Source organism: Kitasatospora sp. NPDC057738, from assembly GCF_042798815.1.
In the GTDB taxonomy this organism is placed as follows: domain Bacteria; phylum Actinomycetota; class Actinomycetes; order Streptomycetales; family Streptomycetaceae; genus Kitasatospora; species Kitasatospora lactacystinica.
In genome coordinates this window covers 71,417-86,073 of the sequence record NZ_JBHVJT010000025.1, presented here as the reverse complement: position 1 = coordinate 86,073, position 14,657 = coordinate 71,417, and the positions used below count along the sequence as shown (strand labels likewise).

At 71.7% G+C, this 14,657-nt stretch carries 12 protein-coding genes and 1 tRNA gene; 4 read left to right on the top strand and 9 right to left on the bottom strand.

The window, feature by feature from the left end; translation table 11 throughout:
* The first annotated feature begins 16 nt into the window (after nucleotides 1-16).
* Complete coding sequence (locus ACFVGO_RS16400) at nucleotides 17-1,474, top strand: glycine hydroxymethyltransferase (RefSeq protein ID WP_380348780.1); 1,458 nt, start codon at nucleotides 17-19, stop codon at nucleotides 1,472-1,474.
* Between the two features lie 128 nt (nucleotides 1,475-1,602).
* On the opposite strand, the gene ACFVGO_RS16395 is transcribed toward ACFVGO_RS16400, so the two are convergent.
* The 8 genes from ACFVGO_RS16395 to ACFVGO_RS16360 all read right to left on the bottom strand — a co-directional run bounded on the left by ACFVGO_RS16395 (nucleotide 1,603) and on the right by ACFVGO_RS16360 (nucleotide 10,469).
* Nucleotides 1,603-3,729: a hypothetical protein gene (locus ACFVGO_RS16395; protein WP_380632310.1), complete on the bottom strand. Its 2,127-nt coding sequence runs from the start codon at nucleotides 3,727-3,729 to the stop codon at nucleotides 1,603-1,605.
* The gene (locus ACFVGO_RS16390) at nucleotides 3,726-4,493 is read right to left on the bottom strand and encodes a hypothetical protein (RefSeq protein WP_380348786.1); all 768 of its coding nucleotides are present in this window, start codon (nucleotides 4,491-4,493) and stop codon (nucleotides 3,726-3,728) included. Before ACFVGO_RS16390 ends, ACFVGO_RS16395 begins: the two co-directional genes overlap by 4 nt.
* Nucleotides 4,494-4,634: 141 nt before the next feature.
* A complete protein-coding gene (locus tag ACFVGO_RS16385; RefSeq protein ID WP_380348788.1) occupies nucleotides 4,635-5,288 on the bottom strand; it encodes a Crp/Fnr family transcriptional regulator in 654 nt (217 codons plus the stop codon).
* A gap of 68 nt (nucleotides 5,289-5,356) precedes the next feature.
* Nucleotides 5,357-5,794, bottom strand: a complete 438-nt coding sequence (locus tag ACFVGO_RS16380; RefSeq protein WP_380348790.1) for a Pycsar system effector family protein — start codon at nucleotides 5,792-5,794, stop codon at nucleotides 5,357-5,359.
* 272 nt (nucleotides 5,795-6,066) lie between these two features.
* Entirely contained in the window at nucleotides 6,067-7,503 is a 1,437-nt protein-coding gene (locus tag ACFVGO_RS16375) for an aldehyde dehydrogenase family protein (protein WP_380632307.1), read from the bottom strand.
* Between the two features lie 115 nt (nucleotides 7,504-7,618).
* Nucleotides 7,619-8,083 carry a DUF6624 domain-containing protein gene (locus ACFVGO_RS16370; protein ID WP_380632323.1) on the bottom strand — a complete coding sequence of 155 codons (465 nt, stop codon included), beginning with the start codon at nucleotides 8,081-8,083 and terminating at the stop codon, nucleotides 7,619-7,621.
* A 337-nt stretch (nucleotides 8,084-8,420) separates the two neighbouring features.
* Nucleotides 8,421-10,070 carry an APC family permease gene (locus ACFVGO_RS16365; protein WP_380632305.1) on the bottom strand — a complete coding sequence of 550 codons (1,650 nt, stop codon included), beginning with the start codon at nucleotides 10,068-10,070 and terminating at the stop codon, nucleotides 8,421-8,423.
* Nucleotides 10,071-10,384: 314 nt separating this feature from the next.
* Nucleotides 10,385-10,469: transfer RNA gene (locus ACFVGO_RS16360), tRNA-Leu, on the bottom strand.
* Nucleotides 10,470-10,990: 521 nt separating this feature from the next.
* Here ACFVGO_RS16360 and ACFVGO_RS16355 point away from each other — a divergent pair.
* Entirely contained in the window at nucleotides 10,991-11,458 is a 468-nt protein-coding gene (locus ACFVGO_RS16355; RefSeq protein ID WP_359901750.1) for an ATP-binding protein, read from the top strand.
* Between the two features lie 69 nt (nucleotides 11,459-11,527).
* Here ACFVGO_RS16355 and idi read toward each other — a convergent pair whose 3' ends face one another.
* Nucleotides 11,528-12,181 (bottom strand): isopentenyl-diphosphate Delta-isomerase, encoded by a 654-nt coding sequence (gene idi, locus ACFVGO_RS16350; RefSeq protein WP_359901625.1) that lies wholly within the window; start codon nucleotides 12,179-12,181, stop codon nucleotides 11,528-11,530.
* 629 nt (nucleotides 12,182-12,810) lie between these two features.
* On the opposite strand from idi, the gene ACFVGO_RS16345 reads away from it, so the two are divergent.
* Both ACFVGO_RS16345 and ACFVGO_RS16340 read left to right on the top strand, forming a co-directional pair.
* Nucleotides 12,811-13,566: a phosphocholine cytidylyltransferase family protein gene (locus ACFVGO_RS16345; RefSeq protein ID WP_359901623.1), complete on the top strand. Its 756-nt coding sequence runs from the start codon at nucleotides 12,811-12,813 to the stop codon at nucleotides 13,564-13,566.
* Entirely contained in the window at nucleotides 13,554-14,615 is a 1,062-nt protein-coding gene (locus ACFVGO_RS16340) for an iron-containing alcohol dehydrogenase family protein (protein ID WP_359901620.1), read from the top strand. The genes ACFVGO_RS16345 and ACFVGO_RS16340 overlap by 13 nt, the downstream gene beginning before the upstream one ends.
* Nucleotides 14,616-14,657: the final 42 nt, after the last annotated feature.

The following is a 14,657-nucleotide window of genomic DNA, read 5'->3' as shown; positions in this document are numbered from 1 at the left end:
CCACCAGGAGACCGCCATGGCCCAGCAGCCCCACACCGCCGCCTCCGCCGCGGCCGACACCGCCTTCCGCAGCGCCCTCGACGTGGTCGCCGGCGTCGAACCCCGGATCGCCGCCGCCATCGGCCAGGAGCTGGCGGACCAGCGCGCCTCGCTCAAGCTGATCGCCAGCGAGAACTACGCCTCCCCGGCGGTCCTGCTCACCATGGGCAACTGGCTCAGCGACAAGTACGCCGAGGGCACCGTCGGCCGCCGCTTCTACGCGGGCTGCCGCAACGTCGACACCGTCGAGAGCATCGCCGCCGAGCACGCCCGCGAACTGTTCGGCGCCGACCACGCCTACGTCCAGCCGCACTCCGGCATCGACGCCAACCTCACCGCCTTCTGGGCCGTCCTCTCCCAGCGGGTCGAGAGCCCAGCCCTGGAGCGCGCCGCGGTGCGCAACGTCAACGACCTCACCGAGGAGGACTGGGCGCGGCTGCGCCAGGAGCTCGGCAACCAGCGGATGCTCGGCATGTCCCTGGACACCGGCGGCCACCTCACCCACGGCTTCCGGCCCAACATCTCGGGCAAGATGTTCGAGCAGCGCAGCTACGGCACCGACCCGGCCACAGGCCTGATCGACTACGACGCGCTGCGTGAGACCGCCCGCGAGTTCCGCCCGCTGATCATCGTCGCCGGCTACTCCGCCTACCCGCGCCTGGTGGACTTCCGCAGGATGCGCGAGATCGCGGACGAGGTCGGCGCGACCCTCATGGTCGACATGGCGCACTTCGCCGGCCTGGTCGCGGGCAAGGTGCTGACCGGCGACCACGACCCGGTCCCGCACGCCCACATCGTCACCACCACCACCCACAAGTCCCTGCGCGGCCCGCGCGGCGGCATGGTGCTGTGCCAGTCCGAACTGGCCGAGCACGTCGACCGCGGCTGCCCGCTGGTGCTCGGCGGCCCGCTCTCGCACGTCATGGCCGCCAAGGCGGTCGCCCTCGCCGAGGCCCGCCGCCCCGAGTTCCAGGCCTACGCCCGCGCCGTCGTCGCCAACGCCCAGGCGCTCGCCGAGGGCCTGCTGCGCCGCGGCGGCAAGCTGGTCACCGGCGGCACCGACAACCACCTGGTCCTCGCCGACGTCTCCGGCTACGGCCTGACCGGCCGCCAGGCCGAGGCGGCCCTGCTCGACTCGGGCATCGTCACCAACCGCAACTCCGTCCCGCTGGACCCGAACGGCGCCTGGTACACCTCGGGCGTCCGCCTCGGCACCCCGGCCCTCACCACCCGCGGCCTCGGCACCGCGGAGATGGACGAGATCGCCGACCTGATCCACACCGTCCTGAGCGCCACCACCCCCACCACCACCGCCAAGGGCTCCCCGTCCAAGGCCGCCTACAGCCTGGACGCCGCCCTCCGCGACGCCACCGCCAAGCGCGCCGCCGACCTGCTCGCCCCGTACCCGCTCTACCCGGGCGTCGACCTGGTCTGACGGCGGACGGCAGACGGCGAACAGATGACAGATTTCGAAATCTGTCATCTGTCATCTGTCATCTGTTCGCTGAAAGCTGTCAGCCGCTGGCGGTCCTCCGCGAACCTCCCCTGCCGGGGACGCGGGCTTCAGGAGCGCCGTAGCCGGACGAGCGAGGCCCAGAGGTCGTCGCCGACCTGGGTGCCATCGGGCAGGAGCAGTCGGCCGACCTGGTGGAACAGGTCGATGCCGGCGTCCCGTGACGACTGTCCGCCCAGCGCGGGCACGACGCAGTTCCGGACGGCGGCGTACGCCGCGGTGTCGGTTGCCGCGGTCTTGAACCACGCGCAGATGGCGGGGACCGCCTGTGGCTCGAACTGCGGGTCCGCCAGGAGGTCCCGCAGACCTTCGTCGATCTCGGTACGGGCCTTCTCATTGGCCGTGCCGAGCAGCCAGGGCCGAGGGCCGTCGAACTGCGCCATCAGCCCCAGCAAGGCGATCTTCCCGGATCGGCGGGCCTTCTTCTCGCGCCAGCGCAGCACCTCGGAGAGCAGCAGGTTCCGTCCCTCCTCCCGGTGGCCGAGGCGGTGGAAGACGGCCAGGACACCGGCGAGGAGGGACTGGTCCTTCGAAGTCGAGGCAACCCGGCGCAGCCGCGTCATCGCCTTTCGGTGGTCCCTGCCCCCGGGGTCTTCGGCGGTCAGGACGTGCTCGGCTACGTCGACAACCACGGACTGCGTCGCAAGGCGGCGGTCGTCGGCCCAGTCGTAGAGCCGGGCCCACGCGGCCCGCTCCATCCCCACGTCCTTGAGCACGCGTGTCATGACGGCCGCGCACATGTCCGATCGTCCGGACTCGTGGGCGGTGTCGCGGATCTCGGTCAGAACCGTCGGCGCCTGGTGCCGGGCAGCCAGTGTGGTCAAGGCGGAGATGCTCTTGTCCGCCTCGGCCCGCTCGGCCGGGGCGGTCGAGATCAGCCACTCCAACAGGACGGATCGCATGTCCTCGTAGTTGTCCCAGACGTACGTGAGGACGGCCTGGGCGTAGCCCGGGCGACTGAGCGCGGCGATGTCCTGGGAACTCACCGTCGCATGGAGGGCGGTGAGCCTCTGCCGAAGTCCGCGCCCGGCGAAGACCTGGCCGAGGTTCGTCGGAGCGTGCGTCCGGTCCTTCTTGGCGATCAGGTCCTCCAGGGCACGGGCATCCCGTGAGATCTTGGCGGCCGGCGCGACCCGGTGGAGGGCGAGGGAGAGCAGCAGGCACCGGTCGGGCAGGGACAGCGCACCGCCGGTGTCGCCGCCGTGTGCGAAGACGCCGTCCAACTCGGTGCGCCAGTCACCGAGGGCGTTCTCGACGCTCGTGCGGAGTTCGGGATGGCACGCGTTGTCGCCCGCTTCATCGGGCCGGCCGAGTTTTCCTTCCTCGATCCAGCTGGCCTCCTCCGAGTGGTCGCGCTTGAACTCCAGCCACTGTTCGGCCACGGCGCCGGCGGCGCGTACGGCCTCCACCGCGTTGCGCAGGGACGACAGATGGACCCGGGCGGTGTCCGACCGGAGGTACGGCACGAGCCAGGGCATGCCGGCTGCGGTCAGATGGCGTTCCGCGACGGCGAACGGCTCCGGCGGGGAACGGAGTTCGACCACCCGGACCCCGGGGGCGACGGGCCAGGTCCGCTGTTCGGTCCAGAGATCCGCGGCGATGTTGAGGACCCAGGTCGAGCTGACCTGCTTCAGCACCGGGACGCTCGCAGCGAGGTCGTCGAGGAACGTCGTCGACGGGTGGTCGGTGTGCGGGTCCTTGAGGTCCAACTGGTAGGCGCGCCCGCGCTCCCGGCGGATCCTCGACACCTTCGGGCGCGGCCCGTCCGGTTCGAGTTCGACGAGCTTCGTCTCGAACGGTGTGTGGTGCGCCAGGACATGGTGGACGAAGGTGGTCGAGCCGTAGCCGCGCGGCGCCACCATGATGATCACCCGGACCTCGGGGTCCGCCAAGGCGTCGGCCAGCTGGGCCCGGACGGCTTTCCAAGCGGAGGGAAGGGCGAACGTCCGGGACTCGAGCAGCTTGGTGCGGTCCAGCCCCCGGGCCTCCAGGAAGTCCTGTCGGATCTCCTGGTACATCCTGTCGACCTGGCCGATGGCGACCCCGACGTCCGCCATGAAGGTCAGCGAGGGCGCAGTGTGCTCCGGCGTGACGGGCTTCCTGGTGGCACCGGCCGGAGCAGTGCGGACCGGCGCGGGCAGGAAGGCCTGGATCCGCTCCAAGTCGTCCCTGGTCATGCGAGGTTGACGCCCCCCATGTTCAGCGTCGCGACTGTTCCGACGGCCGTGCCGACGCTGCCGTTGAAGGTGAGCTGTGGACCGGGCGCGGGGCTCGGTGCGGGCTCCACGGGCGGTTCCCCCCGGCCGAGGGACGCCTTGACCGTCACGGGCGCGAGCCGCGGCACGTGGACCCAGGAGGTGCGGCGGAACTGCTTCTTCGGCACGACTGCCGAGACCTCCAGAAAGTCCCGCTCGGCCAGCGTGTACGTGCGAGCGGCCGCGACGGCTCGTCGGTAGACCTCGTCCGAGAGGATCGCCGCGACGAACGATTCGTGTTCCGCGGCCACGCCGGCCGCGACGCGGACCTCCTCGCTGTCCACCAGGCGGCAGGCGTCATTGATGGCGTCGCCCCGGTGACCGGGGGAGAGCGGGCCGAGGTGGACGCTCAGCCGGGTCCGCAGGACCGGATCGTGGGCGCGTCGCGCCCGGTCATGGCGGCGCAGCGCGTCCTCCAGGAGCGCGATGCCCGGGTCGACCAGCCGTACGACCTTCGCAGCGGGCACGATCCTGATCCAGCCGTCACCCGTGTCGCTGCCCCGGCGTTCGTCGGCCCAGAGCGCGGCCAGGCCGATGTGGGTGAAGGTCTCGGCGACGGCGTTGTCCAGTGCAGCCCGCATACCGGGCATTGCGGTCTCCGGCACCTTGCTGTAGCCGACGATGTCGACCACGAGGATGGCGAGGTCGGGCGGGAGGTCGTCCACGTCAACGGGGGCGGGGAGCATGCCTGTTTGTCCTCCTGGTGCGGTGGCGAATCCGAGGTCCGTGTGCCAGGCAGCGATCATGCCTCCGATCGGGCGGTCGGTGCTGCCCAACGGAGGGCAGCGCGGAAGTGACCTGCGCCACTTCATGGAGACGTCGGCGTACTACTGCTCGGCGGCGTGCGCACGCAGCGCCCGTACGTCGGTCACCGTCACGCCACCGCCCGGAGCCGTGGTCAGCCAGCCGTGTCGGCTCCACTCCTTCAGGACCTTGCCGACGGCGTTGCGTGAGGCACCGATGAGCCTGGCGAGGTCCTCCTGCGGCAGCCGGATCCGGGACGGGCCGTTGGGCGTTGCCGGGCCGGAGAGCCGCATGAGAAGACCGGACAGCCGGAGCGCGACGGATCCGGTCGCGAGTTCCAGCTTGGTTCGGTCGGCTTCGCGGAGCCGACTGTAGGAATGCCGGAGCAACGGTCGCAACAGGCCGTGCGATTCGATGAAGTCCGTGAAGTCCACAGCGGGGACCACGCGGACCTGGCAGGGCTCAAGGGTCCGTACGGTCGCACTGCGCACTCCCTCCGCCAACACCGACATCTCACCGAGGAGTTCGCCGTTGCCGCGGACCGCGAGCAACTGCTCGCTGCCACGAGGGCCGTCGGCGGTCACCATCACGCTGCCGGTCTCCAGGAGCACGACACAGCTGGCGGGTTCGTCCTGCCGCAGCAGGGTGGCGCGGGACGCGCGATAGCGCACCGGCGCCAGCCGCTGGAGGAGGGTCCACTTCTCGTCACTCAGGAACTCTCGGTGTGACTCCTGCATGTGGCGCCTCCGGTGGCCGGGTTCACGGTCGGCGGATCACCGAGTTGCCGGCCGACACCATGATCCGATCAGTGTGCCGCAAGCATCAGAACGGCGGCCAGCGTGCCCAACACCAGCCCACAGGACAGCAGATCGACCGCACGCCGGAGAAGGCGGTACTTCCGCAGGACGAGCCGGGAAAGCTCCACCAGGCGTTGTGCGTGCGCCGTTGCGAGATCACCGGAATTCCGCTCCGAGAACGATTCGACCAACTGTTCCGGCGTCAAACCGGCGAATTCCAAGTAGGAGAGAGCGCGATGGCCGTCGTGGCGGAGCTGGGGCCTGGCGGCTGCCAACGACAGGGCGAGCGAGCCGATCAGGAGGGTGAGGACGCCCAGGAGCGTAGCCTTGGCCAGCGGGGAGAACGGCGGCAGCGCGCTGCTCAGCGCGGTTGCCATGGTGATGCCGCCGACGGCCGCGGCTCCAATGCCGGTGGCCTTGGCGTCGCTCCGTTGCAGCTCTGCCATGACCTCCTGGGTGGACGACTCCATCCGGCGCGGAGTCTGAGGGCCGGCCGGACCGGTGACAAGGGGGCGGATCGCTCGCATGACGGGGCCTTCCGTCGGTGTACGGGTCTCTGTGGCCCCAGTTTCCGCGCGATCTTGGTTCCGTACTGCCCAGTGGATTGCCGATCCGCCGAGACGTGCGTCACTTGCCGGCCCGGATGAGCCGGTCGGTGCGAGCCGGCCGGGAGGTGGCGGACCGAACGGCCCGCGCACCGCCCTGGCCAGGGATGCCGTCAGTACTGCAGGGACTTGTACTGGAGGAACTCCTCCAGCCCGTGGCGGCCCAGCTCCCGGCCGAGGCCCGAGTTCTTGTAGCCGCCGAAGGGCGCGAGCGGGTTGAAGCGGCCGCCGTTGAGGTCCACCTGGCCGGTGTCGAGGCGGCGGGCGAAGGCGGCGGCGGTGTCGGTGTCGCGGGCCCAGACGCCGCCGCTCAGGCCGTACGGGGTGCCGTTGGCGAGTTCGGCGGCGTGGTCCTCGTCGCGGTAGCGGAGGATCGCCAGCACCGGGCCGAAGACCTCCTCCTGGGCCACCGTCATCTCCGGGGTCACGTCGGCGAGCACGGTCGGGCGGACGTAGTAGCCGGTGGGCAGTTCGGCGACGGGCTCCGAGCCGCCGACGACGAGCCGGGCGCCCTCGGCCAGCGCGCCGTCGATGTAGCCGCGCACCCGGTCCAGCTGCTTGGCGTTGACCAGCGGGCCGATCCGGGTCCGCGGGTCGGTCGGGTCGCCCGGCCGGTACTGGGCGGCGAGCTCCTCGGCCCGGGCGACCGCCTCGTCGTACTGGTCCTCGTGCACCAGCAGCCGGGTCAGCGCGCTGCAGGTCTGGCCCGAGTTGGCGAAGACGTTGGCGACGTTGGCCTTGACCGCGCGGGCCAGGTCGGCGCCCGGCAGCACCACGTTGGCGGACTTGCCGCCCAGCTCCAGGGAGACCCGCTTCAGCCCCCGGCCGGCCGTCTCGGCGATCTGCCGGCCGACGGCGGTGGAGCCGGTGAAGGAGACCAGGTCCACTTCCCGGTGCCCGACGAGCGCCGCGCCCGCCACCGCGCCGGTGCCGGTCACCAGGTGGAAGGTGCCGGCCGGGAAGCCGGCCTCGTGCACCAGCCGGGCGAACAGCCGGGCCACCAGCGGGGTGTCCTCGGCCGGCTTGAGGACCACCGGGCAGCCGGCCGCCAGCGCCGGGACGGCCTTGGCCACGATCTGGTGCAGCGGGTAGTTCCAGGGCGTGATCGCCGCGACCACCCCGGCCGGCTCGGCGTGCACCACCGAGTTGCCGATCCGCTCCTCGAAGGGGTGCTCGGCGAGCAGGGTCAGGTAGGAGGTCGCCACGGCGAGCGGCAGCCCGGCGTGCACGGCCCCGGCGAAGCCGACCGGCGAGCCCAGCTCGGCGACGACGGTCTCGGTGATCTCGTTCTGCGCGGCGGCGATCCCGTCCCGCAGCCGGGTCAGCAGGGCCAGCCGCTCCTCGCGGGTGGTGGAGCCCCAGCTCCGGGCCGCCCGGCGGGCCGCCGTCACCGCCGCGTCGACGTCGGCCGGACCGCCGGCCGGCACCGTGGCCAGTACCTGCTCGGTCGCCGGGTTCAGCACGGTGATCGACCCGGTGTCACCGGAGGGCCGCCACTCGCCGTCGATGTACTGGTCGCCGTGCTCCGGGTACTGCGCGTACTGCCGCACCGATCGTCCTCTCGTCCACTCAGCCGACCCTTGACCAGCAGCGCTGGTCGGAGGTCAGTCAATGCGGCGCGGACGGCCGCGCGCAAGAGTCAATCCCGACCGGCGGACGTGACGGTTACTTCGGGGCGAACCGCGCGGTGTACTCGTCGAACGGCTCGATGCCCGCCTCGGCGCGCCGCTCGTCCAGCCGCTCGGGCTCCTCGCACGGCCACGGCACCGGGCGGCCGTCCGTCACCGCGCCGATCTGCGTCCCGTAGCGCTGCGCCCGGCCCTCGTTGACGGCCAGCCGGTCCTGGAGGAAGGCCAGGTCGCGGGCGCTCGCCTCGCCTCTGGCGACGGCCCCGCCCATCAGCGCCGCGGCCTGCCGCTGGACGTCGAGCTGCCGGTCCGCGTGCTGCGCCACCAGCCAGGCCGCCCGGGCGGCCTCGGGGCCGACGGTGCGCTCGGTCGGCCAGCCGTGCGCCGCCATGATCTCCGCGAGCCGGTCCCCGTGCCGGGCGGTGAGCCGGCGCCAGGCCGCCTGTTCGGCCAGGTCGGGGCTGTTCGCCAGGCGGGCGGCCGCGCCGTCCTCGGCCATCATCCCGGTCAGCTCCCGTGCGAGGGCCGGATCCTGACCGTACTGCTGTGCTTCCGTCACGTCGACGACGCTCCCTGCCCGGGCCCTCCCGTCGAGGGCCGCCCGCGACCACGCTAGGCGCGGAAACCGCGACGAAGATCATCCCCGAAGACGGTGACCCGGGGGTGCCCGCCACGGCAGAATGGACGTACACCGGGAACGGAGCGCATCGGGAACGGAGCGCACCGGAAACGGAGCACACCGGAAACGGAGCACACCGCGCACGGTCCCCGCGAACGCCGAAGGGCCGGTCGGAGGATTCCGACCGGCCCTTCACCGTGAGTTCACGCGCTCAGGCGCCTCAGACCCGCGAGGGCTCCGCGGCGTCGTCCGGCGCGGCGCTCCGGGCCTCCTCGGCCATCTCCTGGCGGACCGCGGCCAGCGAGGGGTTGGCCCAGGCGCTGGCGACGCCCCAGCGGTAGAACGCCAGCCCGATCGCGGCGACGATCAGCAGGTCCCAGCCCTGCGGCAGGTAGTCGTGCCCGCCGAAGTCGGCGCTGCCCGCCCAGGAGACGCCGGCCATCACGAACAGGTACGCGACCATCCAGGCGCCCGCCTTCAGGTGCGGCTTCAGCTCGGCGAACGGCTTGCGCAGCTCGTACCAGGCCCAGATCGGCAGACCGGCGGCCATCAGCAGGATGACCTTGCCGGTGAGCGGCCAGCGGGCCCAGTAGAGCACCAGCGAGCCGAACACCATCGCGACCGGGGCGATCACCGGCATGGCGCGCAGCCGGACCGGCCGGGGCAGGTCCGGTGCCAGGCGGCGCAGCGCCATCACGGCGACCGGGCCGGTGATGTACGAGATCACGGTGGCCACCGAGACGATCTCGGCCAGCGAGCCCCAGCCGCGGAAGACCGCGAGGAACAGGAAGGCGACCACCAGGTTGAGCACCAGCGCCGGGCGCGGGATGCCGGTCTTGGCGTCGACCTTGCCGAAGATCTTGGGCAGGTGGCCGTTCTCCTGCACGCCGTGGATCATGCGCGAGGTGGTGGCGGCGTAGATCATGCCGGTGCCGGAGGGCGAGATGAAGGCGTCCGCGTACAGCGTGATCGCCAGCCAGTTCAGGCCCCAGGCGATGGCCAGGTCGGCCAGCGGCGAGGTGTAGGAGAGGTTGCTCCAGCCGTTCGCCAGGTCGCCGCCGGGGATGGCGCCGAGGAAGGCGATCTGCAGCGCGACGTAGATCACCAGGGCGATCAGGATCGAGCCGATGACGGCCTTCGGCAGCGACTTGCCGGGGTTGCGGGCCTCGCCGGCCAGGTTGAGCGGGGACTGGAAGCCGTTGAAGGCCCAGACGATGCCGGAGACCGCGACGGCGGTGAACACCGAGCTCCAGCCGTTCGGCGCGAAGCCGCCGTGGTCGGTGAAGTGGGCGGTGTCGAAGTGCGCGAAGAGCAGCGCACCGGCGGTCACCGTCGGGACGACGACCTTGAAGACGGTGATCGCGGTGTTGGTCTTGGCGAACAGCGTGATCGCGAACCAGTTGAGGGCGAAGTAGACGAGCAGCAGCACGCTGGCCAGCGCCACTCCGCTGAGGGTCAGCTCCTTGCCGTCGAACAACCCCTGTGCCCAGCCGAAGTGCCAGGAGCTCATGTACTGCACGGAGGCGGTGGCCTCACCCGGGATGACCGAGACGATGGCGATCCAGTTGGCCCAGGCGGCGAGGTAGCCGGCCAGCGACCCGTGCGAGTACTGGCCGTACCGGACCATGCCGCCGGCCTTGGGGAACATCGAGCCCAGCTCGCTGTAGGTGAGCGCGATGGTCAGCGCCACCGCGGCACCGATCACCCAGGCGAGGATCGAGGCGGGTCCGGCGAGCTTGGCGGCCCGCTCGGCACCGAACAACCACCCGGAGCCGATGATCGACCCCAGCCCGACCGCGGTCAGGCTGATCGTGCCGAGCGATCGGCGGTAGTTCTGGTGTGATGCCGTCGACGATTCGGGCTCACTCAACGTATCGGTCCTCTCGCTCGTGGTTCATCGGGTGGTGTCGGTGTTTTTGCGATTTTGAGCCGGTATTTCGGACAAACGGAGAGCAGCCTATGTTCCGAAAACGGGCGAATACCTCAGAGGAAGCTCAAACCGTCCGATTGTTGCCATCTCGTGTCCGGCGTCCGGGCCGGTGCGGACCGACGAGGAGACCGAGGCCACAGTGCCCGGAAGGGGTGATGGCCGGGGATGGCGACCGGGGATGGCCCGGGAAAGGGGCGGCCCGAAAAACGAAATTCCCCGTGGGTGCCTTTCGGCTCCCACGGGGAATTCGGCTGTGTCCGAGGGGGGACTTGAACCCCCACGCCCGATAAAGGGCACTAGCACCTCAAGCTAGCGCGTCTGCCATTCCGCCACCCGGACCGGGTGTGTGCTTCGGGGGATTTTTCTCGCCCCCTCGGCGACAGAGAGAACATTACCAGGGTTCTGGAGTGCTTCTCACCTGCGCTTCCTCGGGGCGGGGCCACCGGACATCCTGGTCCGAGGCCCGTCCGGCCCCGCGGGCCGCGGCGCCCGGGCCGTACCGCGCCCGCGGCGAGCCAGGGCCCTGCCCGGAACGCGGCCGGTACCGCCCGCACGCGGCCCGGAACGCGGCCCGCACAGGTTGGTACGGCCTGGGAACGCGCTCGAATCCGGCCCGAACCGGTGGCGTCCGCGAAGGAACCGGTCGACTCCCGCACCGGCCGCGGTCGGTTGCGGCCGGAACCGGTCCGACACGGGCAACTTGTCGACGGTGCCACGGCCGCCGCGACGGCTCTCGTAGCGTCTGTGGACCGAGGGCGCCATGAAGCGGATCGCCTGATTCCCGGGTCGCGGACGAAGGGCGGCTGGACGTGGAGCAGATCAGCGGAGCGGCGAAGGCCGAACCGAGACGCGACAGGCGGATGGAGGGCCGGGGCGGGGCCACGGTCTCCGGAGGCCCCGCCGAGGGCGTGTGGCGCTTCCCGGTGCCCGCCACCGAGGCCTCGGTGCCGCTCACCCGGCACGCGGTGCGGGACCGTCTGCTGGCCCAGGGCATGACGGGGGTGCGCTACCAGGAGCTGGTGGACGACCTGCTGCTGATCGTCTCGGAGCTGGTGAGCAACGCGGTGACGCACGCCGCCGAGCTGTCCCCCGAGGTGGTCACCGAGCTGTCGGTGCACCGGGCCTCGGTGCGGGTGTCGGTCGAGGACGGCGATCCGTACCGGCCGAAGGCGCTGGAGAACGACACCGCGAGCACCGGCGGGCGCGGCCTGCTGCTGGTGAAGAGCGTCACCCTGCAGGCCGGCGGGGTGTGCGACGTCGAACACACGGGGGAGGGCGGCAAGGTCATCTGGGCCTCGCTGCCCGTCCCCCCGGAGCCCGGCCACTGACCGGCCGGGCCGACGACCGGGCCGATGACCGGGCCGACGACCGGAGCGGCCGGAGCGGCCGGACCAGGACTACCAGTCCCGCCCGGCGATCTCCCGGATGCCCGGCAGCGCGGCCTCGAAGACCGTCTCGAACCAGACCGAGAACGGCCGCTCCGCCCGCAGCTCGCGCAGCTCCTGCGCGGTCACGAAGGCGAAGTCGTCCACCTCCTCCGGGTCCGGCTCGACCGGGGCGGTGACCAGTCCCACGAACAGGTGGTTCCACTCCCGCTCGATCAGCCCGGAGGCCTCGTCCGGCAGGTCGTAGCGGACGGTGCCCGCCTCGCACAGCAGTGCCGGAGCGACGCCCAGCTCCTCGGCGGTGCGCCGGGCGGCGGCGACGAACGGCGGCTCGTCCGGGTACGGGTGGCCGCAGCAGGTGTTCGACCAGACGCCGGGGGAGTGGTACTTGCCGAGCGCCCGGCGCTGGAGCAGCAGCCGGCCCTGGCGGTCGAACAGGAAGACGGAGAAGGCCCGGTGCAGGCGGCCAGGCTGCTGGTGGGCCCAGAGCTTCTCGCCGGTGCCGATCGTGACGCCCTCGTCGTCGACCAGTTCCAGCAGGATCTCGGCTCCGGCCGGGGCGGATCCGGTGGCCCGGGGGTCGACCGTGACATCGGTCTCCACGTCGAGACCGGTGTCGATCTCGGCGGCGAAGTGCGTCGGGTCGGTCGGCAGACTCTGGGGCATGGGGCCTCTTTCGGGAGCGGAGCAACGGGAGCATCGGGTGTCTCCGACGCACCGGGTGGAGTGCGGCGGACACAGCAGGGGCACCGGCGCCGGCGTCGGGCTCCAGTCTGCCGTATGGGTGGCACTCGCCAGGGGTCCCACGCACAACCGGACGGATCATGACCCGGAGGAATCGGAAACCGGCCAGAGAAGGATCCGGGAAGCCCCCGAAAGGGGCACGGAATTCGCAGAACCGTTCGCCGCGCGTTCGGAGCCCGTTCGACCGGCCCGGCGGAGCCGGTGCGGACCCCGGGCCGCTCCACCGCCGCCGCGGACCGCTCCGCCGCCGCCCCGGGCCGCTCCACCGCCACCGCGGCCGCCGTTCTGCCTGCCGTTCCGGCCGCCGTTCGTCCCGCCCGCCGCCCGGGGCCCGCCGCCCCGTCGGCCGTCCCGTCGGCCGCCCCGGGCCCACGGGCGCGTTCTGGCCGGTCGCCCCGGTCGCCTACCATCACATACGACACGGTGCCCGGATCTGTGCCGGCACCGGCGCGCCGCCGCCCGCCCCGGTCGAACGCCGGTCCGGGCGAACCGGTGGCGCCGCCGACCTCCGGCACAGATCCGCGCACAGCACGACGGATCAGGAGACCCGCATGATCGGCCTCGTTCTGGCAGCCGGCGCCGGCCGCCGGCTGCGCCCGTACACCGACACCCTGCCCAAGGCGCTGGTGCCGGTGGACGGGGAACGGACCGTCCTGGACCTCACGCTCGGCAACTTCGCCGAGGTCGGACTGCGCGAGGCCGCGATCGTCGTCGGCTACCGCAAGGAGGCGGTGTACGACCGCAAGGACGCCCTGGAGAACAAGTACGGCGTCAAGCTCCACCTGGTCGAGAACGACAAGGCCGAGGAGTGGAACAACGCCTACTCGCTGTGGTGCGCCCGCGAGCTGTTCGCCGAGGGCCTGCTGCTCGCCAACGGCGACACCGTCCACCCGGTCTCCGTCCAGCGGACCATGCTGGAGGGCAACCGGCGACTGACCGAGTCCGGCACCGCCCCCGGCATCCTGCTCGCCCTCGACACGGTGAAGAAGCTCGCCGACGAGGAGATGAAGGTGATCGTCGACCCGGCCACGGGCATGCGCCGCATCACCAAGCTGATGGAGCCGGCCGAGGCGACCGGCGAGTACATCGGCGTCACGGTGATCAACCCGTCCGCCGCCGCCGACCTGACCGACGCGCTGCGCGCCACCTACGAGCGCGACCCGCAGCTGTACTACGAGGACGGCTACCAGGAGATGGTGAACCGCGGCCTGCGGATCGACGTGCAGCCGATCGGCGAGGTCTCCTGGGTCGAGGTCGACAACCACGACGACCTGGCGAAGGCGCGGGAGATCGCGTGCCGGTACTGACCCGACTGGTTCCGTCGCCGCTGTTCGTCGAGATCCGCCCGGGCGCGCTGGACGCGCTCGGCGGCATCCTCGCGGACCAGCGGCTGTCGGCTTCGGGCCGGATCGCGGTCGCGATCAGCAACGGCTCCGGCTCGGCCATGCGCCGTCGCCTGGAGCCGGCCCTGCCCGGAGCCGACTGGTACAACGTGGACGACGGCAGCCTGGACAGCGCGGTGCGGCTGGCCGAGGCGATGCGCGGCGGGCACTACGACGCGATCGTGGGCCTCGGCGGCGGCAAGATCATCGACGCCGCCAAGTACGCCGCGGCCCGGGTCGGCCTGCCGCTGGTCGCGGTCGCCACCAACCTGGCCCACGACGGCATCTGCTCGCCGGTCTCCACTCTGGACAACGACGCCGGGCGCGGCTCCTACGGGGTGCCCAGCCCGATCGGCATCGTGGTCGACCTGGACGTGATCCGGCAGGCCCCGCCGCGCTTCGTGGCGGCCGGCGTGGGCGACGTCGTCTCCAACATCTCCGCGTGCGCGGACTGGGAGCTGTCGCACGCGGTGACCGGTGAGCCGGTGGACGGACTGGCCGTGGCGATGGCCCGCTCGGCGGGCGAGAACCTGCTGCGGCACCCGGGCGGCACCCAGGACCAGGACCTCCTGACGGCGCTCGCCGAGGCCCTGGTACTGTCCGGCATCGCGATGAACATCGCGGGCAGCACCCGGCCCTCGTCGGGTGCCTGCCACGAGATCTCGCATGCCCTGGACGTGCTGTATCCCAAGCGGTCCGCCCAGCACGGCGAGCAGGTCGGCCTCGGCGCCGCCTTCGCCAGCTTCCTGCGGGGCGAGCGCGAGCTGACCGGTCTGATCGTGGAGCGCCTGGCGAGCCACGGACTGCCGGTGACCGCCGCTCAGATCGGCTTCACCGAGGCGGAGTTCACCGAAGCGGTGCACTACGCTCCGAACACCCGACCGGGGCGCTTCACCATCCTCGAACACCTCGACCTCTCCCCTTCCGCAATCAGGGACGCGTACGCCGACTATGTCCAAGCCGTCAACAGCTGACCCCTCCACCGCGGGAGCCCAACGGCCCCCGGTGGACCTGAG

Excerpts from the sequence above, each read along its gene's own strand:
- ACFVGO_RS16400 (WP_380348780.1), top strand. The coding sequence starts at position 17 with ATGGCCCAGCAGCCCCACACCGCCGCCTCCGCCGCGGCCGACACCGCC.
- ACFVGO_RS16395 (WP_380632310.1), bottom strand. The coding sequence starts at position 3,729 with ATGACCAGGGACGACTTGGAGCGGATCCAGGCCTTCCTGCCCGCGCCG.
- ACFVGO_RS16390 (WP_380348786.1), bottom strand. The coding sequence starts at position 4,493 with ATGCTCCCCGCCCCCGTTGACGTGGACGACCTCCCGCCCGACCTCGCC.
- ACFVGO_RS16385 (WP_380348788.1), bottom strand. The coding sequence starts at position 5,288 with ATGCAGGAGTCACACCGAGAGTTCCTGAGTGACGAGAAGTGGACCCTC.
- ACFVGO_RS16380 (WP_380348790.1), bottom strand. The coding sequence starts at position 5,794 with ATGGCAGAGCTGCAACGGAGCGACGCCAAGGCCACCGGCATTGGAGCC.
- ACFVGO_RS16370 (WP_380632323.1), bottom strand. The coding sequence starts at position 8,083 with ATGATGGCCGAGGACGGCGCGGCCGCCCGCCTGGCGAACAGCCCCGAC.
- ACFVGO_RS16355 (WP_359901750.1), top strand. The coding sequence starts at position 10,991 with ATGGAGGGCCGGGGCGGGGCCACGGTCTCCGGAGGCCCCGCCGAGGGC.
- idi (WP_359901625.1), bottom strand. The coding sequence starts at position 12,181 with ATGCCCCAGAGTCTGCCGACCGACCCGACGCACTTCGCCGCCGAGATC.
- ACFVGO_RS16345 (WP_359901623.1), top strand. The coding sequence starts at position 12,811 with ATGATCGGCCTCGTTCTGGCAGCCGGCGCCGGCCGCCGGCTGCGCCCG.